General features: G+C 59.7%; 19 protein-coding genes. 1 reads left to right on the top strand and 18 read right to left on the bottom strand.

Going from position 1 to position 21,526, the window contains the following annotated elements; all coding sequences use genetic code 11:
- The first annotated feature begins 363 nt into the window (after positions 1–363).
- On the top strand, positions 364–2,547 hold the full coding sequence (gene speF / locus ACXX83_RS12700) for an ornithine decarboxylase SpeF (protein WP_458548642.1): 2,184 nt from the start codon (positions 364–366) through the stop codon (positions 2,545–2,547).
- Positions 2,548–2,607: 60 nt separating this feature from the next.
- On the opposite strand, the gene ACXX83_RS12705 is transcribed toward speF, so the two are convergent.
- The 18 genes from ACXX83_RS12705 to ACXX83_RS12790 form a co-directional block, all read right to left on the bottom strand.
- Positions 2,608–3,753, bottom strand: a complete 1,146-nt coding sequence (locus ACXX83_RS12705) for an OmpA family protein (protein WP_458548643.1) — start codon at positions 3,751–3,753, stop codon at positions 2,608–2,610.
- A 37-nt stretch (positions 3,754–3,790) separates the two neighbouring features.
- The gene (tssE, locus tag ACXX83_RS12710; protein WP_015095549.1) at positions 3,791–4,231 is read right to left on the bottom strand and encodes a type VI secretion system baseplate subunit TssE; all 441 of its coding nucleotides are present in this window, start codon (positions 4,229–4,231) and stop codon (positions 3,791–3,793) included.
- Positions 4,232–4,233: 2 nt separating this feature from the next.
- Positions 4,234–4,770: a type VI secretion system lipoprotein TssJ gene (gene tssJ, locus ACXX83_RS12715; protein WP_015095550.1), complete on the bottom strand. Its 537-nt coding sequence runs from the start codon at positions 4,768–4,770 to the stop codon at positions 4,234–4,236.
- A complete protein-coding gene (gene tssG / locus ACXX83_RS12720; RefSeq protein ID WP_458548644.1) occupies positions 4,751–5,848 on the bottom strand; it encodes a type VI secretion system baseplate subunit TssG in 1,098 nt (365 codons plus the stop codon). The genes tssJ and tssG overlap by 20 nt, the downstream gene beginning before the upstream one ends.
- Positions 5,812–7,575 (bottom strand): type VI secretion system baseplate subunit TssF, encoded by a 1,764-nt coding sequence (tssF, locus tag ACXX83_RS12725; protein ID WP_458548645.1) that lies wholly within the window; start codon positions 7,573–7,575, stop codon positions 5,812–5,814. Before tssF ends, tssG begins: the two co-directional genes overlap by 37 nt.
- Before the next feature lie 27 nt (positions 7,576–7,602).
- The gene (gene tssA, locus ACXX83_RS12730; RefSeq protein ID WP_429389284.1) at positions 7,603–9,189 is read right to left on the bottom strand and encodes a type VI secretion system protein TssA; all 1,587 of its coding nucleotides are present in this window, start codon (positions 9,187–9,189) and stop codon (positions 7,603–7,605) included.
- Complete coding sequence (locus ACXX83_RS12735; RefSeq protein WP_458548646.1) at positions 9,186–12,551, bottom strand: ImcF-related family protein; 3,366 nt, start codon at positions 12,549–12,551, stop codon at positions 9,186–9,188. Before ACXX83_RS12735 ends, tssA begins: the two co-directional genes overlap by 4 nt.
- Positions 12,548–13,699 carry a KPHS_23130 family T6SS system protein gene (locus ACXX83_RS12740; RefSeq protein ID WP_502317720.1) on the bottom strand — a complete coding sequence of 384 codons (1,152 nt, stop codon included), beginning with the start codon at positions 13,697–13,699 and terminating at the stop codon, positions 12,548–12,550. The genes ACXX83_RS12735 and ACXX83_RS12740 overlap by 4 nt, the downstream gene beginning before the upstream one ends.
- A 3-nt stretch (positions 13,700–13,702) precedes the next feature.
- Positions 13,703–13,978, bottom strand: a complete 276-nt coding sequence (locus ACXX83_RS12745) for a PAAR domain-containing protein (protein ID WP_458548648.1) — start codon at positions 13,976–13,978, stop codon at positions 13,703–13,705.
- 224 nt (positions 13,979–14,202) lie between these two features.
- Positions 14,203–15,012 carry a hypothetical protein gene (locus ACXX83_RS12750; RefSeq protein ID WP_458548649.1) on the bottom strand — a complete coding sequence of 270 codons (810 nt, stop codon included), beginning with the start codon at positions 15,010–15,012 and terminating at the stop codon, positions 14,203–14,205.
- Positions 15,009–15,197 (bottom strand): hypothetical protein, encoded by a 189-nt coding sequence (locus ACXX83_RS12755; protein ID WP_458548650.1) that lies wholly within the window; start codon positions 15,195–15,197, stop codon positions 15,009–15,011. Before ACXX83_RS12755 ends, ACXX83_RS12750 begins: the two co-directional genes overlap by 4 nt.
- Positions 15,194–16,153: a hypothetical protein gene (locus ACXX83_RS12760; protein ID WP_458548651.1), complete on the bottom strand. Its 960-nt coding sequence runs from the start codon at positions 16,151–16,153 to the stop codon at positions 15,194–15,196. Before ACXX83_RS12760 ends, ACXX83_RS12755 begins: the two co-directional genes overlap by 4 nt.
- A complete protein-coding gene (locus tag ACXX83_RS12765) occupies positions 16,150–16,929 on the bottom strand; it encodes a hypothetical protein (protein ID WP_458548652.1) in 780 nt (259 codons plus the stop codon). The genes ACXX83_RS12760 and ACXX83_RS12765 overlap by 4 nt, the downstream gene beginning before the upstream one ends.
- Positions 16,930–16,958: 29 nt before the next feature.
- Positions 16,959–19,001 carry a lipase family protein gene (locus tag ACXX83_RS12770; protein WP_458548653.1) on the bottom strand — a complete coding sequence of 681 codons (2,043 nt, stop codon included), beginning with the start codon at positions 18,999–19,001 and terminating at the stop codon, positions 16,959–16,961.
- A gap of 75 nt (positions 19,002–19,076) precedes the next feature.
- A complete protein-coding gene (locus ACXX83_RS12775; RefSeq protein ID WP_458548654.1) occupies positions 19,077–19,502 on the bottom strand; it encodes a hypothetical protein in 426 nt (141 codons plus the stop codon).
- On the bottom strand, positions 19,499–19,813 hold the full coding sequence (locus ACXX83_RS12780; protein WP_458548655.1) for a hypothetical protein: 315 nt from the start codon (positions 19,811–19,813) through the stop codon (positions 19,499–19,501). The genes ACXX83_RS12775 and ACXX83_RS12780 overlap by 4 nt, the downstream gene beginning before the upstream one ends.
- A gap of 209 nt (positions 19,814–20,022) precedes the next feature.
- Positions 20,023–20,904, bottom strand: coding sequence for a hypothetical protein (locus ACXX83_RS12785; RefSeq protein WP_458548656.1), 882 nt, complete (start codon positions 20,902–20,904; stop codon positions 20,023–20,025).
- A 94-nt stretch (positions 20,905–20,998) separates the two neighbouring features.
- A complete protein-coding gene (locus ACXX83_RS12790; protein WP_458548657.1) occupies positions 20,999–21,520 on the bottom strand; it encodes a hypothetical protein in 522 nt (173 codons plus the stop codon).
- Positions 21,521–21,526 lie beyond the last annotated feature (6 nt).

Raw genomic sequence — 21,526 nt, forward strand, 5'->3', positions numbered from 1 at the left:
ACAACGAACCCGCCCGGTATCATTTTTTTCGATCTTTCAAATCATTACAGCGAATTTTTTATTTTCCCCTTAGCTGTTCAAGATGGCGCCGTCACTCATGTCCTGGATGGAAACCTCATGAATATCAATTTTGCCTTTGCGTGCATGATCGTGGTCTCGTTCACCATTGCGCTGGTACACGCCTGACCGACAGGTCGTGAGGCGTCAAGATGTGCAAGGTCGCGATAAAAGGCTGACAGATCAGGAATATGCTCTATAACCAGTGGTGACACGATTTCCGATCAGCGGGTACTGGAAGGCGCCCCCGGAAATTGATCTCTTAAAAAGTTGCGGACAATTGAGTGCCCGCATGGAGACGCCACGATGAAACCCCTGAAAATAGCCGCCAGCGATGGCGCCGCCGCAAGCTTCAAGAACGCTCGGGAAGTGGTAGCGCTCAGCCAGACCGATTTCACCAACGTCGCCGTGGCGGTGGTGTCTGTGAATGACGTCATGGCCGGCGCCCTGGGTGCCATTCAGCGCACCGGTTTCGACATTCCGATTTTCCTGGTGGCCTCGCCGGATTCAGCCAACCGTCCCCGGGAAGTCTATAAGCACCTGACGGACGTGCTGCTGCAGGTGAACGGCATTTTCGATCTCACCCGCGCCAACGCCGAGTACCATGGCAACCAACTGGAAACAGCGGCCCGAGCCTATGAAGACAGCCTGCTGCCGCCATTCTTCGACTCACTGAAGAAGTACACCGAGGCCGCCAACGCGACCTTCGCCTGCCCCGGTCACCAGGGCGGCCAGTTCTTTCGCAAGCACCCGGCCGGCCGGCAGTTTTTCGACTTCTTCGGCGAGACGCTGTTTCGCGCCGACATGTGCAATGCCGACGTCAAGCTCGGTGACCTGCTGATCCACGAAGGCCCGGCGCTGCTGGCGCAGAAACACGCCGCGCAAGTGTTCAACGCCGACAAGACCTACTTCGTGCTCAACGGCACCTCGGCGTCGAACAAGGTGGTGACCAACGCCCTGCTGACCCCGGGCGACCTGGTGCTGTTCGACCGCAACAACCACAAGTCCAACCACCAGGGCGCGCTGCTGCAGGCCGGGGCCACGCCTGTGTATCTGGAAACCGCGCGCAACCCCTACGGCTTCATCGGCGGCATCGACGCCCACTGTTTCGACGAAGGCTACCTGCGCGAGCTGATTGCCGAAGTCGCCCCGGACAAGGCCCAGCTGCCTCGACCGTTCCGCCTGGCGATCATTCAGTTGGGCACCTATGACGGCACCGTGTACAACGCCCGGCAAGTGGTCGACCGCATCGGCAAGCTGTGTGACTACATCCTGTTCGACTCGGCGTGGGTCGGCTACGAGCAGTTCATTCCGATGATGAAAGACTGCTCACCGCTGTTGCTCGACCTGAACGAAAACGACCCCGGCATCTTCGTCACCCAATCGGTGCACAAACAGCAGGCCGGTTTTTCCCAGGCCTCCCAGGTGCACAAGAAAGACCGGCACATCAAGGGCCAGGCCCGCTATTGCAACCACCACCGGCTGAACAACGCCTTCATGGCCCAGGCCTCCACCAGCCCCTTCTACCCACTGTTCGCCTCGCTGGATGTGAATGCCCGCATCCACTCCGGCCGCAGCGGCCTGCGCCTGTGGGAAGACTGCGTGAAGTTCGGCATCGAAGCGCGCAAGCTGATCCTCGAAGCCTGCACCATGGTCCGCCCGTTCGTGCCGGACACCATCGAAGGGCGCGCCTGGGAAGACTACCCAACGGAAGACATCGCCAACGACATCCGTTTCTTCGAGTTCCATCCCAAGGACCGTTGGCACGCCTTTGCCGGCTACGCCGAGAAGCAGTACTTCATCGACCCGTGCAAATTGCTGTTCACCACGCCGGGCATCGACCCGGTGGACGGCAGCTACACCGACTTCGGTATTCACGCCGGCATCCTCGCCAACTTCCTGCGCGAGAACGGCATCGTCCCGGAAAAGTGCGACCTCAACTCGATCCTGTTCCTGCTCACCCCGGCCGAAGACTGGGCGAAGATGACCCACCTGGCCGCCCAGATCGCCCGCTTCGAACGCTTCATCAGCGATGACGCGCCGATGAGCCGGGTACTGCCGGCCATCTACGCGCAGCATCAGGAACGCTATCGCAACTACAGCATTCGCCAGCTCTGCCAGGAAATGCACGACCTGTATCGCCACCACAACGTGCAGCAGTTGCAGAAGGACATGTTCCGCAAGGAGCACTTCCCGAAAAAGGCCATGAACCCGCAGCAAGCGCAAATCGAGTACATCCGCGGCAACGTCGAACTGGTGGCGCTGGCCGATGCCGACGGGCGCATTGCCGCCGAGGGCGCATTGCCTTACCCGCCGGGCGTGCTTTGCGTGGTGCCGGGTGAAATCTGGGGGGGCGCGGTGTTGAAATACTTCCTGGCGCTGGAGGAAGGCATCAACCGCTTGCCCGGCTTCACGCCGGAGTTGCAAGGGGTGTACCTGAAGCAGGAAGGCGGTCGTACCCGGGCGTATGGGTATGTGATCAAGGCTTGATCCCCGGGCAGGCGCTGTTGCAGACCCGGGTCTGCGTCAGCGCCTGGTTTTGCATTCACCTCAGGCTTGCGCAGCACGCTCCCCCGGCGTTTCCTGGCCACAGGCGCCCGCCTGGGGCAGCAGGCTGATTTCGACGCGTCGGTTGGCCGCGCGCCCGGACTCGCTGTCATTGCTGGTGACCGGCTGGCTGGCGGCAAAGCCCTGGACCGCAAAGCAACTGTCGGGGATGTCGCCCATGCGTTGCATCCAGTCACGAACGGCAGAAGCTCGCGCGTGGGAGAGCAGGAGATTGTCCTGCGGGTTTCCACGGCCATCGGTATGTCCGCCAATGACGATCAGCCAACCGGGCTGGGCCTTGATGTCGACCAGGGCGCCGATCAGGATCTTGGTCGAGCCCGGCTTAAGCTCGGCGCTACCAGCGTCGAACAGCGACAGGCTGTCCAGGCGCACAGGCCCGACAATAGTCGGCGGCGGCTGCAATAGATGCGCCAGGCGTTGCTCGGCGACGCCGGTCGAGCCCAGCCACCAGGCTCCGCTGACCAGGCCCGTCACAACGGCTGCAGCGCAAAGCCACCGGGCCAGGGGACGCTTCGCCGGCGGCATTTCAGGCATGGGCAAGGGGTTGGGCGGCAATATCACCACGGGCATCATCACAGCCGGCGCCGGCTCCCTTGCAGGCGGCGATAGCGTGCCGACCACAACGCTGCTGCGCTGCATGCGCCGGATCAGGCTCTCGATCTGCTGGCGCAAGGCATGCAGGGCCACCACCGGCGCTTGTGCCTGCAGCTCCAGGCGCTGCTGCAGACGCGCCAGCCCGCTGTCCAGTTGAAGCAACTCGGGGAAGTGTTGTGTTCCCGGCGCCAGATTGCGCAACAACGCCTGCCACTGCACGCACAGCCAGACGAGGATATCCAGGCGCACCGACGCCATGGGTGGCCAACAGGCCGCCCACTGGCCGCACAGGGTTTCGATCAGCGTCACCCCCTGGGTCATGCCTTCCACGCCATGCCGCTGGCTGCGCGCCAGGGCAAACGCGGCGGCCGTCTGCAGGTCTGCGCCGTTGTGTTCGAACAGTGCCAGGCACCACTGCTCCACTCTCGCCCAATCTACATCGGGACAGGCCGGATGACTCAACTTCGCCAGCTCTTCGCGCAGCGCAATAAACTCACCATGACCGCGCGGATCACCGCCCAGTCGAATACGCATTTCAAATAGCACCGTCAGCCTCCGTTGCTTTATAAGTTCAGGATTTCGACAGCCATTGCTGTCGTTTCAGATGGCGCACCAGGACTTTGCCCTCCGCTGCCAGTGTGGTACCGAAGGTCACCTGCCGGCCGCTTTTGAGCAGCACGTCGAGGCTGTAGTCCAGATGACCTGGCAAAGCTTGCTCGAGCAACTCGATGTGCAAGGTCGCCAGACGCGGTTCGTACTTGCTCAGGGTGTCCTGCATGGCTCTCATCAACACGTGCGCCGAGCCCGGTAGGCCCTGGAGGATCTGGCCCATGTCGGGAAGACCGTAATCGGGCAGGTGCGCGAGTGTTCCGGCCCGGCTGTTGAGGATGCGTTGCAGGTTGTCCAGTACCGACAGCGTGTGCTGGTCCTCTTCATTGACTTGATACAGGTCCAGGTCACCGTCGAAGTTCTGCAGCAGTGTTTCGTAAAGCGATGGATTGAGGTCAGACATGGTCAGTCCCGGGCCAATGCGCGCAAGGTCAATTGGTTGTCCCCAAGCTCGATGACCCGTGCCCGGTCCGGGTCGAGATCGTCGCGGTTCAAGGTCAGGCGCCAGGTATTCATCTGCACATCGGGGTTACGAAACAGCGCGACCACCGTGACGAACCGCGCGTCCTTGTCCAGCGGCACATCCAGTTTCGCGCCCTCGCCAGGCTTGATCACCAGCGCCCGGGTATCGAGCAAATTGCCGGCCAGCGCCTGCTCGTCGCCACCGAGCAGGCTGTCGTAGGAAGCCCTCTGCAGCGCCTTGCTGTCGCTCAGTTGATAGACCCGCACCAGCGTCGGGACCGACATCGCATTCATGTCCGCAACATCAGTGTTGATGGCCGTGCGGGCACTGAAATCCAGGCGCAAGTCTTTCACCTGTTTGTAGAAAATCGAGCGGGTGGCAGATGCCGTGCCTTCCGAGACAGTCTGAGTGACACCACAGCCGGCGAGCACTACCGCCAGCGTCGTCAGGATCAATGAATTACCAACGGTACGCGACATGCTGTGCTTCCCTGTTCCGAGTGTTTTTCGACAGGCCCTGGTAGCGGCCCAGATTGATGGTGATGGTGTCGTGTTCCGCGCCCTGCCAGGTGTCACTGCCCGAACCCAGCATGCCGGTCATGCCCAGGCGGATCGGCGCCCGCCCCAGCACCGGTTGCGGCAAGCTGCGCACCGGCAGCGACAACTGCAGCCTGGCGGTGCAGCGCCAGCCCAGGTAGACCCGCAGCAACACCAGCAGATCGTTATACAACTGGCCATCGGGCAACCAGCCCCGTGCTTCGTCCCGGTCCCTGGTGAACAGCGCCAAGTGCAGCTGGCTGTTGGCGTCGAATCCGCTGCTCCCCAGCGGCGTGCCCTGGGACAGGCTGACCGGACGACTCGCGGACAGACTCGCCGGATGGGCCAGGGGGATTCTCTGTGGCCAGTGCGGCGTGATCCTGGCCCGGGTCTCTGGAGCCAGCAGCGACACCAGAGCGGTGATGCCCTCGGCGTTGCGGGTGGGCATGCGCATCACACTAAGCAGCGCGAGAAACCGCGAAACCGGCGTGGCAATGCGCTTGGCCGTGCCGGGAATGCCAAGACCGACCAGACCCAGCAGACACTGCGACGTCGCATCACTGCCGCCGGCTTCGAAGGTGGCCGGGTAGGAATACTTGCGCCAGATCCGATAGAACTGGGTGAAGATCCGGTGGTTGAAAATATCCAGAAACGCCTCAAGCGCCTCATGCCCGTCGCGGCGCTGGGCAATGTCGTCGACAAAAGCCGTCGGCAATGGCGAATCCACGCCGTACAAGCCCAACAGCCGCGTACGCACCGTCGCCGGACGCAGCGGCTGCCGGTCATCGATCTCGATGCACTTCAGCTCACCGGCGGGAAAGCCCATGCCGGGGTCCGGGCGAAACCGTACCGGGTCGTCTGCCGGATGGCTGGTGCTGCCCAGCGGTGGATGGCCTGGCAGGGCTTGCTCCAGCAGCTGGCAGAACCGATACAGACTGGCCTCGGCCACCCGCCCCTCCAGCACTTCGAGCAATCCGCAGGCTTTCAGCCGGGAATACGCTGACTGTGGTTCTCGTTCCATCGCAGGCACTTTCCAGTAGGTTGAAGGATCAGCGTGAGCTGGTTGAACAGGTGAATGTCGGCGTACAGCGCGAAGAAGCGATGGAGCATTTCGCCGAACAGGCTGATGTCGCCCTCGCCGCAAAAGCCATGGGCGTCGAGGGTCACTTCGATGTCCACGCCGCGCAGCAGAAAGCCCTTTTCGAACCGCTGCACCAGGTGGTGCCTGACTTCGACGATGGCCGCCAGGCGACGGCGGTTCAGTTCGCTGCCGGTCCAGTCGTACAGCGCCAGGGTGCCGCGCAGCACTTCGGCGTTATCGAGCATCGGCAGGAAGTTGGAGCCCAGGTGGCTGAGTACCCGCCAGTGGAAACGATCGCGGTTCGGCGGATAACACGGCAAGGTCGGGGCGCTCAGATTGCGCACGCGCAAGCCGCTCACGGCGGTGTTGACCAGCCCATCAAGCAGGGTGCTTTGCAGCGCCTTGCGTGGCAGCAGGCCGTGGGTCCCGGTCAGTTGCAGGGACAGGCTCTGGCTGCCCTGCAAGCGATCCTGATCGAAGCCGTCGCCCCCGAGAATCAGCCAGGTATCGTGCAGGCCATTGGCGCCTCGCTTGAGGCGGGTATGGAAGTAACGCTCGGGCGCCTCGTCGCGCAACATTCCGCCCTTGTGACGAAAACTGCTGAACGGCACATAGTCCAGACGCTCGGTGTTCTTCGATGCGGTGACCCGGTCCACCGAGTAAATTTCCGTGTGACCGTCCTGCAGGCGCATGGGACGCAACAGGTAGTCGGTTTGCAATGGATCCAGCGGCATCGGATCGGCTTCCAGGGTGAACAGATTGATCACCGGTACCGCATGCAGGCGAAGGTGTTCGGCGCTCAGGTTGAATGCCTGCGGCCACGACTCGCGCAGGACCACCTCCAGCTCGAACCAGGGCATGCCCGGTGTGATGCTCACCTGTTCCAGGCCATGGAGCGTGACGAACATGAACTTCTCGCGGAAGGTGAAATACTCCAGCAGCAACTGATACCCACTGAACGCGCTGTCGCCCTTTGGCCACAAACGGTCCTCGTCGGCAAAGCCCTTGGGTGCGAAATGACCTGCCAGTGCAACTCGTTGCGCCTCGCCCGGCAGACGCACATACAACGCCTGGGCATGCAGGGTCAGGGCCTGATGCAGCGCGCTGGCCAGAGGGGCATCGGCGTTCAGGTACATCGGCACGCGGCTGAGGTCGATCTGGCTCCAGTCGATCGCCGTTGCGCAGGCAAACCGCAGGCGCAGCAGCGAGCGGCCGTCGGGCTCATGGGCCAGGCGCAAGGATTGCAATTCGATGGGTTGCAGCCGCAGGTCCTGGGTGGTGGTGTAACGGCATACGGTACGCTGCGGCCCGATGGGTTGCGAGAGCACCTCCTGCCCGGCGGCGATCAGCTCGCTGCGCCTGAGCTGTGCCAGTTCCACCTGGAACTCCACGATCGACAGCGAGGGAATGGTGCGCAGGTAATGGGGCCACAACAGGCTGACCAGGCCTTCGGTCAACTCCGGCAAGTCGTCGTCGAGCTTTTCGCGCAGGCGCCCCATCAAGAAAGCGAAGCCCTCGAACAGACGCTCCACATAGGGATCGCGGGCGCCGGGTTTGTCCAGGTTCAACTGCGCCGCGCGGTCGGGAAACGCTTGCGCAAACTCCTGCCCGGCTTCGCGCAGGTAGCGCATCTCGGCGTCGTAATAACGCAGTGTCAGATTGTCCATGCTGTAAATAATCCTGATAAATGGGGTTCAACCGCACAGTACGGCGGCGCGTACCGGATCGATGGCAACCAGCGCCGCCAGCAACGTCTCCATGCGCCTGGCCAGGGCCGGCTTGTCGGCATCGTTGCGCTGCGCTTTCAGGCGGGTCAGCTTGAGCAGGCGGGCCTTGACCTCGAAATTCAATTCCGGCTCCCAGTCCGCCAAGGCCTGGCGCTCGGCCGTGGCATCCAGTTCACCGAGCAGGTGCAGGGCCAGGTCGTTCTTGCCACATTGCTCGGCCACCCGCGCCATCAGCAGGCGCAGCAGCCAGCGCTGGCGACCGCTGTGAATGTCCGGGCGCGCGGCCAGCCAGGCCAGTGCATGTTCGACGCCGTCGCTGTCGGCCTGGGCCAGCGCCTCGCTTTCCAGGGACAGAATCTCGCCATCGGCCATGACCGCTGCCGGGGCCGCTGCGGGCAGGAGCTGGCGCGACTGTTGCGCGCTTACGTGCTGAGCGATCCATTCACGGGTGGTCTCGTCGGCGAACGGTGTACCGTCGTTCCACCCCAGCGCCTCCAGGCCCGGCAGCCGCTCGAGGAACATACCCAGGTCGCGCTTGACGATGTCGGCCCAGCCGTCGTGAGGCGCCGGTAGTTTGCTCAGGGCCTGGACCAGGTACCACTGCAGGTCCAGCCAGAAATGGTTGACCCCCTCGGCGAATATCCATTCGACCTGAACAAGCAATTCGCTCCAGTTCTGTTGCTGATACAAGCGCTTGAGTTTCGCCCTGGATTCTCCCCTGGGCGGTGAAATACGCGTCGTGCCGCTGGCGTCCTGTAGCGGCGGCTCGTGCAAGGTATCCCAGCGCAAACTCTTCATCAGGCGGTGCGCCGCCAGCCAGCCCAGGGGCTGGTCACGCAGGTAGTCGGCCAGCTTCCGACCGCTGTCCAGCAGGTCGCGCCCGGACTTGATGGCCAGGCTGTCCGGCGCGCTGGCCTGGCCGACGGACTCGTGGCTGGCGCTGTGTTGCGGCACCACCGCATCGACCCCACCAGACTGCGCCAGGCGCGCCGACAACGCCCCATGCAACGCATCCAGCTGCGGCCGCTGATCCTCGGGCCAGGCTTGCAACCCATGTTCAAGCCAGGCCAGCGCCGCCACCGTGCGTTCCGCCTCGGTCTTGACCACCTCCGGGTACAGCGACAGGCTGTCCAGCACCTTGCCGCCGGTCAACCACTCCAGGGCCATCTTGCGGCTGTTGGCCCTCACGGGAAGCACATCGCCGGCGTACCGCTCAACCAGCGCCGCCAATAAACCAAGGCCATCGGCCAACCCCGTCTCACCGTCCTTCTGCAGGCGTGCCCACAGGTAGTAAGTGGCGACGCGCAGATCCTTGCAGCGCTGGCCGAGCAACTTCTCCGCCAGCTGAATCACCTCGTCGACGTTCGCGCCGGAGAGCTTGTTGACCTCTTCGCGCATGCGCTGGAAGTCATCGTCATAACCCGGGTCTTCACCGACCGGCGACTGCGCGCTGATGGGCTGCAACCAGGATTGCCAACAGTCGGCCTGGGTACGGGCAAGGGCCAGCGGGTCACGTTCGCCGAGGCAACGGGTGATCAGTTTGAGCAGGCTCATGGGTAACTTCCATTCTGCGCATAAGGCTGCGCTTGAGTGCCTTCGCCGAGAAAAATCTGCGCCGGCAATTCAAAGCCGCGCAACTTGAGCAGCGCCAGCGGCCCTGCGCCCAGTTCGGTGCGCAGGTGCCAGGTCAGGTCGAGGCCATCAGGTGCCCTGAGCTGCACGCGGTACTGGCTGTCGGTGTCGTTCAGCGCGGTGACTTTCGCTTGTTCCAGCAGGCGGATCAGGCCCCAGGTGCCTTCGTAGTCGCCGAACAGCCGTTCATTGGCCAGCACACTGATCCACAACAAACGCGTGCCCGGATGCTGGCTGAAGCCCGGCCAGCTGAAGCGCTGCCAGCGTTCCTTCTGGTTGAAGTACTCATGCTTTTCGCCGTTGAGGATGAAAGTGGTCTGCACCACGTCGCGCACCGGCTTGCCGCGCAGCTCGAAGCTCAGGCCCATGCCGCCATCGGTGTAGAGCACGTCGGCGAGGTGGCTGAGCTGGTTGATCGCCGTCAGGAACTTCGGGTTGAAGTGCAGACCCTGGCTGTGCCGGGCATCGGCCACCCAGCGGCTGCCCTCCTTTCGCAGCACGCCGCCCAGTTGCTGTTGCAGGAACTGTTCGATGCGCCCGGAGTCGGCGCGGATCATCTGCCCGAGCATCGGCAGCGAGGCATCGCTGCTGGTGGCGGCGAAGGGGTAGCGACCGGCGAAAGCGCCGTGCCAGTCCTTGACGATCGCCCGCTGCCACTGGCTGTTGAGGCCCGCCGTCGAGGGTTGCAGCACCCGTTGCCAGGCCTGCTCCAGCGGCTGCACGAACAGGGTTTGGCCGATCCCGTCCCACTCGGCGCCGAGGCTGGCGGCGAGCAGGCTGCCGTAGGCCCGGGTGTCGGTGAGGTCGACGCTATGCCCCTGGAACACGCTCTGCGCCAGGGCCTGAGTCATGGCCTGCGGGTTCGGTGCGTTGCTCACTTGCTGCAGCTTCAGGCGCACCCGCGTGACCCGGTTGAGGAAAGCTTGCAGGCTCAGGCGCTCGCTGTCGTTGTTACGCTCGGCGTCCTTGCCCAGCAAGCTCAGCAGCGGCCCGAAGGTGGCGTCCAGCGGACCGCCCGGACCGTCGAGCGACTGCTCGATCGGCGGCACGCTGTCCTGGGCGATCAGTTTCTGCGCCGACTTGATCAACGAATCGCCCAGGGCCTGGCCGCGCGTGCCGGCCTGCCCCTGCCAGGCCAAGGTGTTCATCAGCGCGATCAGCGGCGACTGGCGCACATCGCTCATCAGCGCCAGTTGATCGATCACCTCGCCCAGGCTGTCGACCGGTTGCCAGCGCAGGTGGTTGAGAAAGTCCAGCCAGGCGTTGGCGTAATCCTGGAAGTAACGTTCGGTCAGGCGCTCGCGCAGTTGCTCCGGGCTCAATTCGACGGCGAGACTGGCGGGATTGTCGCTGAGCACCCAATCGATCTCCTCGCGACGGGCCTCGGCGATGGCGGCGATGGCCGGCCGCACCTGGCCCTCCCAGGCCTGGCGAGTGAACACGCCCGGCACTTCGGCCGACGTGCTAAACAGCGCCGCCGCCTCGGTGTCGCCGACCATCTGCTGCAGATTCAACGCCGGCGCATGATTGGCCGCGCCGTCGAGGACGCTCTGGTACAGGCTGGCTTCGCCATTGCGCTGGCCGAGTTGGCCGAGCAGTACTTGGCGGGCCTGGGCCACCAGCCGGGGGTCGGCTTCGATGCGCCATTGCGGATGGCGCGCCAGTTGCTGCGCGTAGAACTGCCACAAGGTGGGGGCCAGTCCTTGCCAGAGCCCCGGCGAGAACCCGGCGCGTTGCGGCTCGGCGTCGCTCAGGACCTGGGCCAGGAACGCCGGATCGGTTTTTTCCGGGCGCGCCAGCATCAGGTAGGCCTTGAGTTGCGCGTAGGCCACACCGGCACGCTTGCTGCGTTCGGGGCTGTCCGGCGGCAGTTTGACCAGCGCGTCGAGCCGCGCCTGCAAGTGGGCCACTGCCGGGTCGCGCAGCAAGCGCTGATTGGCCTCGACGTAACGCGGCCACAGCGCGGCCAGCAACGCATCGTTTTGATTCAGGCCGAAGCGCTGATACCACGGAGTGCCGTGCTCGGCGCGGTAATCCAGGCGCCCGAGCTCGCGCACAAGTTCGTGCAGCGCTTGCAGTTGCGCGTCGCCTGGGGCCGATTGCTCCAGCGCGGACAGCGTGGTGTGCACCTGGGCAATCTGCACACGGTTGCTGACGAAAGACAGCAACAGACCGGTGCCCCAGACCACGGCCAGGCCCAATGCCAGCCCATAAGCGACGCGCGGCGCGCTCCAGCCCAAGCGCCGGCTTGGTTGTTTTGGCTCGCCGAGCACGCCTTGCCAGGCAGGGTCCATGGGCCAGAAGTGCTCTTCCTTGTTCTGCGTTGTATTGGACAACGGCAGACTGAACCACAGGCCGCGCAACGGTACATCCTGCCTGGAACTGCCAAACCACGGCGTCAGTGCCTTACGCCAGCGTGACAAGCCTTCGACCTCCAGGTCCCGCGCAAGACGCACCAGAAAGTCATGCGCCATCGTCAGGTTCATCTGCGCCCAGCCTTCCTGGCGCATGGGGCCCAGTAGACTGCGCAGCGACGTTTCCAGTTCTGTGGCGGTAAGGCGAGATGACAGTGCGCAGCCCACCGCCTGGCTCGGGCGTTTCTCCTGCAACCAGTGACTGGCGCAAACCTGCCACAGGTGCAGCGAGAGTGACCAGCCCAGCCTACGAGCGAGGTCTTGAAGGTGCTGCGCGCCTTTACCCATATGATAGCCGTCGGCACTTTGCTCGGCGTTCAACGCCCAAATCACGCCGTCGAGGGGACGCCAGCGGGTCAGGCGGCGGAACTGGGCGATCACCTTGTCGTCCAGTTCTTGCTGCACACTGCCACCCCACAGCAGCACGGTGCCCTCGCCTTCCAGCCAATGGTCGGTGCCCAGGCCGGGGGCGATGGCCTTGATCTGCTGAGGTTCGCCGACGACGAGCAGGAGGCGCACTTTGCGGTGCCACAGCGAGCCATAATTGCGGCGCAAGTACGCATACAATCTGGAGCTATCAAATTCAGTACACTTAGGCAGTATCAAACCCGCGTCCGCCCGTGGGAGCACTTTGTCTACCTGTCCCTGATCGCGATGACTTCGCTGTTTCAACTGCATCAACAACCGGGGGGCAAGCTGAGCGATAGCCGCAATAAGTACGATCAACAAGAAAGCGAGCATTCGGTGATGGTTTTCCACCAGCCCCATCCGTTCACCATAGGCCTGTATCAACCATCCCAGGGCTACCACCAGTACGCTGATCCACACCGCCGCACCCGCGCGACTCCATGGGTTACTCCATGCTTTCATGCCACCTCTCCCGCACTAACGGTGCTGATCCAATACCGTGACTCTTCTTTGGCGAGCAGCAGCACTGCCTGCCGCTGGTGTCGAACCATTTCCAACCCGAAGGCGGTTGCCAACCAATGACCAAAGGGTCCGGGCAGTCCGCACAGGTGCTCCTGAACCCACAGCTGCTGCGCACTCAAGGAGGCTGCCTGACCACCGATAGTGGCAAAAACATTGCCGGTCAGCGGCCGCCAGTCAGCGCTGTCCGCCAACACACCCGTCGCCTGAAGCGCCATCGTCTGGGTTTGCTGGAACAACTCCAGCTCGCTGTTCAAGGTGGCGACGTCCAAAGGCATCGGGCGCAACAAGCCACCTTGCACAGGAAGGTCCCAGGCAACGGCCAACTGGTCCGGGCATAACAACAAGGCCGCCAGCCCATCGGAATACGCCTCCCCGCCGTTTACCTGCATTACCAAAATCAAATCGAGGGCTGCGGTGGCAGACTTCAGCGTGTCGTCGATCCATTGGCACGACAATTTATTGGTCAGGGTGACCGTTGCAGGTTGCTTGAGATGGGCGGTTTGCCACTGCTGCCAGACGTCGAGCAATGCAGCGTAGTGATCGGGCTCGATGTCACTCAACAGCGTGACTCGCAACGCCTGTTCAGCAGGCAAGGCCTGCAAGGCCGGACCGAGCACTGGCAACAACATCTGCAGCCCCGCCTGCGCGCGATCGCCCTGCTCAGGCAGAGCTGCTATACGTCTGGCTTGTCCTGTGCGCAGTGGCAAATCTCGCCGAACTTGCAGCCCACTGGCAGACACCTGATCCGGCAGCAGCACACAACTGGTATGCACGGCCAGATATCGTTGCGCCCAGTCTTGCCAGGCCAGTTGCGCATTGACTGCCTCCTCCTCGAGAAATTGATGCTGGCTCAGCGCCCCACCGTAGAAATAGGCACGGGAACCGAACAGCAAAACCCAGACCAGCAGTGGCGAGCCAGACAATAACCAGACATTGATCGCCTGCAGTTGCGCTAACTGAATTGAGGCGTGCAACAGAAACAACAGCACACCCACCACCACCGCGACGACGGCCGCCAGTACCCAACGACCCAGCATCGGCGGCACCGGAGCTTGCACCACAAAGGGTGCCTTTCTATCCCAGCCCATGGCTCAACCCACCCCACAGTCAGGCGCGCTGGAAATCACCTGGCATCCGCATTCACTGCGACAGCCATCGACTACCATTGCCCGGCCATCTTCCCAGCAGTCAGAACAGCCCTCAACGATGGGATTGGTGCCATGGGCTGGACAACTGACCTCATCCCCCACCAACGCCACGGGCTTGCCATGAACAAATGTGGTGGACGAAGCGGATATCACTTCTCCATCGTGTGTGGTCTTGTCACCCAGCAGAACAAATCCCTGAGACATAAAGTCAAACTCCATCAGTCGAATGTTGTGAACGAGAGGTGCGCTCAGTTTTTTGAGGTATGGGCTCTTTCGTAGAAGGCGCTCGGGTTGGCCAAGGCGTCGAAGCGTTGCAACGCCTCGGCGCCGCCATCGGCCTGTTGCGTCACCCGCAAGGTTTCGCCGAGACGACTCTGTAAGTCGAGGAACACCCGGTTGCGTGCCAGTTCGAAGGGGGTGTACTTGGCAGGAAAAAACGAAGCTCACTGTTTGTTCTCCGCTGCCTGGCGGAGGGCTTGCAATTTGCGGAAATCCGGTCTTGAGCGACCATCCGTCACGACGCTGCCATCGGGATAGGTGAAGCTGGTGTGATTGCCTTTCTTCTTCACCTTTGGCTGCACAGAGGTGACCAGAAAGCCGGAATGCAGGATGGGTTCGAAATACACCTGACGAGCTTGCAGGGCCTGATACATCACATAAATATCGCCCTCACCCGCCAGACTGACCCGTTTACTGTATCCCCCTAAAAAGCTCTCTTTTACCCAAGGGTAATAGTCCTTCCTGATCGTCAAATCGCCATCGACTTTAATGGGTAACCCAGAGCTCAGGGAGGGTCGATTATGGTCAAACATCACCACCACGCCCCCGCCTGCACCGTAAGTCACGTTCTCGCCAAAGCGCTCGGGATTGCGATAGGCGACTCCAAACATCACGTTGCTCAGATGCCACTGACACGCACCACCGCCATCGATCGGCAACCTGGCCTGGTACAGATCACTCGCCCCCAGACGCTGCAATTGCACATCAATACCGTGATAACCCTCCAACTCGATGCGCTGGCCGCTCGCGCCATGGGTGATGTTCTTGCACACCGCCGAGCGGTACATCACTTCCAGGGTTTCCGTTTCGAGCTCCTGGGGTACTTTCACCGTGATGGTCATCTGTTCGCTATCCGGTGGTGGCGACAGGCTTCGATCCATGGCGCAACCACTGAGGCTGACGCACAGGCTGAATATCGCGATGGGCATTTTCTTGATCATGGTCGGTTCCTTGACGACATCGGACAGGCTCAACAGTGGGCTCTTTCGTAGCAGGCGCTCGGGTCGGCCACGGTGTCGAAGCGATGCAACGCTTCGACACCGCCATCGGCCTGTTGCGTTACCCGCAAGGTTTCGCCGAGACGATTCTGCAAGTCGAGGAATACCCGGTTGCACGCCAGTTCGAAGGGGGTGTTCAGGGCAAGAAAACCGAGGCTCACTGTTTGCTCTCCGCTGCCTGACGGATCGCTTGCAATTTGCGGAAATCTGGCTGGGAACGACCGTCGGCCACGGTCGTACCATCTGGATAAGAGAATTTTATGAAACTGCCTATTTTATGTACCTTGGTACCCTCCGACTGGACCAGAAAGCCAGAATGCAGGACGGGTTCGAAGTACACCTGCCGGGCTTGCAAGGCCTGATACATCACATAAATATCGCCCTCACCCGCCAGACTGACCCGTTTACTGTATCCCCCTAAAAAGCTCTCTTTTACCCAGGGGTAATAGTCCTTCCTGATCGTCAAATCGCCATCGACTTTTATGGGTAACCCAGAGCTCAGGGATGGCCGGTTGTGGTCAAACATCACCACCACGCCCCCGCCTGCACCGTAAGTCACGTTCTCGCCAAAGCGCTCGGGATTGCGATAGGCGACTCCAAACATCACGTTGCTCAGATGCCACTGACACGCACCACCGCCATCGATCGGCAACTTGGCCTGGTAGAGATCACTCGCACCCAGACGTTGCAATTGCACGTCAATGCCGTGATACCCCTCCAACTCGATGCGCTCGCCGCTCGCCCCATGGGTGATGTGCTTGCACACCGCCGAGCGGTACATCACTTCCAGGGTTTCCGTTTCGAGTTCCTGGGGTACTTTCACCGTGATGGTCATCTGTTCGCTATCTGGTGGTGGCGACAGGCTTCGATCCATGGCGCAACCACTGAGGCTCACAAACAGACTCAGTAGCGCTACGGGCATTTTCTTGATCTTGGTCGGATCCTTGACGGCGCGGGCCGTACTCGACAGTGAGCTCTTTCGTAGTATCCGTTCGGTACCGCCATACGTTTGTTGCGTTACGTGGAAGTTACCGCCGAGACGACTTTGCAAGTCGACGAAGACCGGTTTGAGTGCCAGTTCAAAGGGGTTGTGCTTGCCAAGTGAAGCGAGGTTCATTTTTTAGTCTCCGCCGCCAGCCGGATGGCTTGTAACCGGCGAAAATCCGGTTTAGCGCGAGCTATAGATTCTGTGCTGGCATCCGGATAGGTAAAAACTGCATAGTTACCTTCTTTTTTCACCTTTGGCCCCACTGAGGTAACCAGAAAATCGGAGTGCAGGATGGGTTCGAAATACACGCCGCGCGCTTGGAGCGCTTGGTAACTCAAGTAGTAATATTGTCCCTCGCCTAACAAGCTAATGTTCGTTCTATGCCCCCCAATAAAAGTCTCACTCATCCAGGGGTAATAGTCCTTCTTGATCGTCAAATCGCCATCTACTTGGATCGGTAATCCAGAACTTCTGGAGGGACGATTATGGTCAAACATCACTACCACTCCCCCGCCTGCGCCATAAGTAACGTTCTCGCCAAAGCGCTCGGGATTGCGATAGGCGACACCAAACATCACGTTGCTCAGATGCCACTGACACGCACCACCGCCATCGATCGGCAACTTGGCCTGGTACAGATCACTCGCCCCCAGACGCTGCAATTGCACATCAATACCGTGATAACCCTCCAACTCGATGCGCTGGCCACTCGCCCCGTGGGTGATGTTCTTGCACACAGCCGAGCGGTACATCACTTCCAGGGTTTCCGTTTCGAGCTCCTGGGGTACTTTCACGGTGATGGTCATCTGTTCGCTATCCGCTGGTGGCGCCAGGCTTCGATCCTTGGCACAACCACTAAGGCTGACGAACAGGCTGAGTAACGCTACGGACATCTTCTTGTTCATGGTCGGATCCTCGACGGCGCTTGCCGTACTCAACAGTGGGCACTTTCATAACAGGCGCTCGGGTCGGCCGCGGCGTCGAAGCGTTGCAACGCCTCGGCCCCCCCATCGGCCTGATGCGTCACCCGCAGGGTTTCGCCAAGACGACTCTGCAAATCGAGGAATACCTTGTTGCGTTCCAGCTCGTCTTCGACAAGGCTTGCGTAGTTGTCCTTGATCTGCTTTTCGAAACTCTGTCGATCCAGTTGCCGCTTCAACAACGGCGAGCGCTCTGAGTTGATTGCCTCCAGCAACTGGCCGTAGATGTACGGCTGGTAATTGCCCATCAAATGGTTGCCTAAGCCCACGACCCGGCCTGCCTTGGGATTGCTGAAGGGCGGGAAAAACCTCGCTCGGCTTTCGGATGTCAACGAGGAGGTGAGGCGCTGTTGCGCCTGCTCGGCCTGCTGGTCGTCGTCAGGGCTCAGGCTTGGGACCAGGTAAAACTTGACCTTTTCCGACAGGCGAAAGGCGATGGTGGTGTGGTAAGGCGCGCCTAGCCCGTCCTTGTTTCGATAGGCGGGGTACGACGAGCCTCGCTGGAGGGTGTGCTGTTCGGCCCTGAAAAACATGGCGATTTCGCCGTGGTGGCAGAAGGGGTCGCCATGCCGAAACAGCTGGCTGGCAGTCAACTGCAGCATCGACCAGGTGAATCCCAGAGTAGTGCCCAGGGGGCCATAGAGGTCGTACAGGTAGTTATCCAACGCTGCTTCGGGTGGCACACTGGGGATTGGGTCGATGTCGTTGACATGACGGAAATGCACGATCTCACTGAGGCCCTGTACCGCCTTGAGGGTGAAGGTGCGTGGCATGCCGTAGGTGTACAGCAGTGGATTTCGCTCTTTCAGGGAGGCAGCATGGACCAGACCGAGGGCGCCGCCGAGGCTGTGGCCGCAAATAAACAGTTCTTTGTCAAAAGACTCATCGAGAATCGTCTCGCCCAGCACCTTGGCATAAACCCTGCTGGCCAGTTCGAACGCATCGCGAAACCCCAAATGCACACTGCCCTCCGGGGTCAGATCGGCACAGGGCACCTTAGGCTCACACAGGCCCTGCACTTCCGGTTTTACCGGGCGGAAAGTCGCGTCAGTAATCAGATCGGCGCGCCGGTCCATCTCCGTGCCCCGCCAGGCCACCAGCACCTGGGTGGCATTGACGGCATAAAAAAGCTGGGTGTCCCCTTCCGGCGGCTCGGCCTTTTTCGTGTCCAGCATCAGCGCCTGGCTATAGCGTTGATCGAACGGAACATCGGTCACCACGCAGAGCAGGTTTTGGCGGTCGTCCCACACCGAAGGGGTACGCGACAGGTCCAGGCACTGCTGCAGAAAAAACTCCTCAGTCGAACCGAAGTTCCCCGGCTCGGCTCGGCTGTAGGCCAAAATGCTCATCAGCGACAAGTTGTAAGCATTGACCAGGCTGTACTCCGCCTGGTGATGCAAGGTCAGCGACCAGGCGCGCAACGGGCAGACTTCCAGCACATGCCGGCGATCGAGCTGATCGTCGCCGATCGTAAACCCGCCAAACTTCGGGTCTGGAAAATGGTAGGCCGGGGGCTGCCTGGGATCGGCCAGCGGTGGATCGAAATTAGGCAGTCGATCGCACAATTGGCCGATGCGCAGGTAGTGATAGTCATGACCGGCCGCGACCGCCTGCTGTTCGATGGGCGAGAAGCCCGAACGCTGCGGACCATACAGCGGCGTACGATCAGCGAAGCCGGGGCGCGCGGGTTCAGCTCGCTCGGCACGCAGGCGGCGATTTTGCAGTAGCTCGGCCAAGAGTTCGGCGTCTATCAGCAAGGTGATGGCCAACGGGTGCAGGCCGTCCAGGCGGATCACCCCCTCGGTATCGGTGCGGCCCTTGTACTCCGGAATGAAGTCGCTGCGGGTCGCCTCGTTCAGCGCGCGAAAAGGCAGGTTCGCTAGGGGCTCTCCCTGTTCATCGAGCAACTGGAACTCGATCCAGTGCATTTTCTGTTTACCGCAGATCACAGTCTTGCAGGAGCCCAGTGTGTCCGTACGGTGCAACCTATCGTTCATGTCAGTCCTTTAATGCTGTTAGTTATTTATTCTGAAACCGCCGCAAGTCGCCAGCAATTGATCTGCACAAAACAACTAAACACACCATTTTTTCCTAAACAAAATGGAAAACAATTTAACAACCTCAGAAAACAACAGCAGGCTAATCAACCATATAACTGACGTTGCGCCTGCAGCTTTCGAAAGCCATAAAAAAATCGATAGCGAAGGCACAACAAGCAATAACCGAAGTGGTAATTGAACGTAAACCAGATACGAAACTGTTCGCGAACCCACGAAAAACAAGCCCATTGAAACAACTATCGAGACATTCAGAAAAATCGACAGCAAAAAGAGAGCATCCGAAGTCAACCCATGCTCCGCCCTTAACTGAACATAGGATTGAACATCGCTATAAAACGGCAACTTGCCTTGGGAAATATTGAGATAGCCAAACCGGACAATATAAAAAAGATCCATTGCACCCCAAAACCAGTAAAGCCACTTTATTTTTATTTTCATTTCCCTTCACCCGACACCAGACAAAGTGAAGGCCTGACTTCCTTTCCGGCTTGATCATATATGTATTGCAGATACAAAGGCCCGTCGTTATTTTTCTTGGCCACACAAAAAACCGCATCGAAGAACAAGATACTTTGTAGTGTTGGATTCGTAACGTTTATATTGATTCTCGTGTAATAAACACCCCCAATACTCAAGGGCTTTGCATCTACCACAGGTTGATACCCGGATGGACTTGCCCCATAAAAAATGCAGCCACCTGGTTCGAGCAACATGGCCTCCCCAGTTTTTTCAAGTTCCAACTGCCACATCGTTAACCCTCTAACGACCAAGGGTTTACTTTCGGATACAGATATAGAATTTACCCCCACAGTTTCTGATATTTCTTGCGGAACACAAATTAATAATCGCCCATATTCAGAAGCAATAACAGCGTTCCCAGGCAACCCCCAAGGGGTGGATTGAGCCAAACTTTAAAAGAACATTAATCCAAGACTAAATCGCACCGTTTTTTTCATGACTAACCTCGACCCGGAAGATTTTTTCTGTCAGATGGATCAGCCAAGAAATGTCGCAATACAGACGCTAACAGGTCAGGGTCATTATATTTATTGCTTGAATTCCAGACGCCTTCGGAATCTTGCACCAGACAAATCATATAATAGTCAGAGATTATTTCTCCTTGCTGCTCCATATTGTAATTCGAGAGTAGCTCACTCGAAGATAGGGAGTATTGATACGCCTTTGCACCTTGACTAGTTACTGTCATGCCGGCTTTCTTGACCGGATAACCCATCTGGTATTGCCATACATGGGTCATCTCGTGCATAAACAACGCTTTATCGCGACCTCTCGATGTTTCCGAGAAGTCATCTCGATAAAGCTTGGTACTTTCCGGAAAATACATCTCCCCATTCGGCGTCACCGCCGTGTTCTGAAACCCGACAAACAACCACCATCCGCCGTGATGTACTCTGACCTTGCTGTAGTTGACGGCATCTTTAAACACGCTCCTGGCCATGGCGATTTCGCCAGACGTCAAGGAACGCTTCTTGCCTTTGGGCAGGGGATCAGCAAAGCCGGGGCGCTCGGGTTCCGCTCGCTGGGCACGCAGGCGGCGATTTTGCAGTAGCTCGGCCAAGAGTTCGGCGTCTATCAGCAAGGTGATGGCCAACGGGTGCAGGCCGTCCAGGCGGATCACCCCCTCAGCATCGGTGCGGCCCTTGTACTCCGGAATGAAGTCGCTGCGGGTCGCCTCGTTGCACGCGCGATAGGGCAGGTTCGCCAGGGGCTCGCCCTGTTCATCGAGCATCTGGAACTCGATCCAGTGCATTTTCTGTTTGCCACAGATCACAGTCTTGCAGCTGCCCAATGTGTCCGTACGGTGGAGGGTGTCGTTCATATTGTCCATTTCATGAATAGTTATATAGTTTCAGCCACTGATTGCGGTCCCATTTCAAAGAACGAACCTGTCCTGTTAGCTGGACGCTAGAAAATCAGTCAGGTGTGCGCATATTTTTTTTGGCATCGCAGAATGGAATAACCATCGCCCCGCCTGGCAAATAGGTGTACTCAAAGAACTCGAAGCCACCATCATTTTTTCTCCAAATACAAAACGACACCCTATAAACATCGTTCGATCCAGAAGCATCGGTTATTCGAAATACATAAGTTCTATTTTCCTCAAATTTTAGTTGGCGCTCGCTTAAGCCAAAACGCTCCAGTTCATATCCAACTGGCGCAGAACCATATATAAAGCACTCACCCGACCTTAATATCAATGGACTCGCATTTGACTTAAGTGCCACCGCCCAAAAACCTCCTTGCGACACGTAGCTTTCGGAAATAACAGCCCACCCAACCGAAAACGAACGCTTCGCATCAGATGGCAAGCATATAGCCGGATTCCCATTAACCGATTCCAATACACCATATTCCGTGCGACCCAAGGGGGTCGCAAACGCTGAAAAACCAACCACACCGAACAGCAGAGCAACTATCAACCTATAAAAATTCATATATAC

The organism is Pseudomonas sp. GNP012 (assembly GCF_054343835.1).

What these genes read in the sequence shown, in the direction of transcription:
- speF (WP_458548642.1), top strand. Translation starts at nt 364, where the DNA reads ATGAAACCCCTGAAAATAGCCGCCAGCGATGGCGCCGCCGCAAGCTTC.
- ACXX83_RS12705 (WP_458548643.1), bottom strand. Translation starts at nt 3,753, where the DNA reads ATGCGTATTCGACTGGGCGGTGATCCGCGCGGTCATGGTGAGTTTATT.
- tssE (WP_015095549.1), bottom strand. Translation starts at nt 4,231, where the DNA reads ATGTCTGACCTCAATCCATCGCTTTACGAAACACTGCTGCAGAACTTC.
- tssJ (WP_015095550.1), bottom strand. Translation starts at nt 4,770, where the DNA reads ATGTCGCGTACCGTTGGTAATTCATTGATCCTGACGACGCTGGCGGTA.
- tssG (WP_458548644.1), bottom strand. Translation starts at nt 5,848, where the DNA reads ATGGAACGAGAACCACAGTCAGCGTATTCCCGGCTGAAAGCCTGCGGA.
- tssF (WP_458548645.1), bottom strand. Translation starts at nt 7,575, where the DNA reads ATGGACAATCTGACACTGCGTTATTACGACGCCGAGATGCGCTACCTG.
- tssA (WP_429389284.1), bottom strand. Translation starts at nt 9,189, where the DNA reads ATGAGCCTGCTCAAACTGATCACCCGTTGCCTCGGCGAACGTGACCCG.
- ACXX83_RS12735 (WP_458548646.1), bottom strand. Translation starts at nt 12,551, where the DNA reads ATGAAAGCATGGAGTAACCCATGGAGTCGCGCGGGTGCGGCGGTGTGG.
- ACXX83_RS12740 (WP_502317720.1), bottom strand. Translation starts at nt 13,699, where the DNA reads ATGGGCTGGGATAGAAAGGCACCCTTTGTGGTGCAAGCTCCGGTGCCG.
- ACXX83_RS12745 (WP_458548648.1), bottom strand. Translation starts at nt 13,978, where the DNA reads ATGGAGTTTGACTTTATGTCTCAGGGATTTGTTCTGCTGGGTGACAAG.
- ACXX83_RS12760 (WP_458548651.1), bottom strand. Translation starts at nt 16,153, where the DNA reads ATGAACCTCGCTTCACTTGGCAAGCACAACCCCTTTGAACTGGCACTC.
- ACXX83_RS12765 (WP_458548652.1), bottom strand. Translation starts at nt 16,929, where the DNA reads ATGAACAAGAAGATGTCCGTAGCGTTACTCAGCCTGTTCGTCAGCCTT.
- ACXX83_RS12770 (WP_458548653.1), bottom strand. Translation starts at nt 19,001, where the DNA reads ATGAACGATAGGTTGCACCGTACGGACACACTGGGCTCCTGCAAGACT.
- ACXX83_RS12775 (WP_458548654.1), bottom strand. Translation starts at nt 19,502, where the DNA reads ATGAAAATAAAAATAAAGTGGCTTTACTGGTTTTGGGGTGCAATGGAT.
- ACXX83_RS12780 (WP_458548655.1), bottom strand. Translation starts at nt 19,813, where the DNA reads ATGTGGCAGTTGGAACTTGAAAAAACTGGGGAGGCCATGTTGCTCGAA.
- ACXX83_RS12785 (WP_458548656.1), bottom strand. Translation starts at nt 20,904, where the DNA reads ATGAACGACACCCTCCACCGTACGGACACATTGGGCAGCTGCAAGACT.
- ACXX83_RS12790 (WP_458548657.1), bottom strand. Translation starts at nt 21,520, where the DNA reads ATGAATTTTTATAGGTTGATAGTTGCTCTGCTGTTCGGTGTGGTTGGT.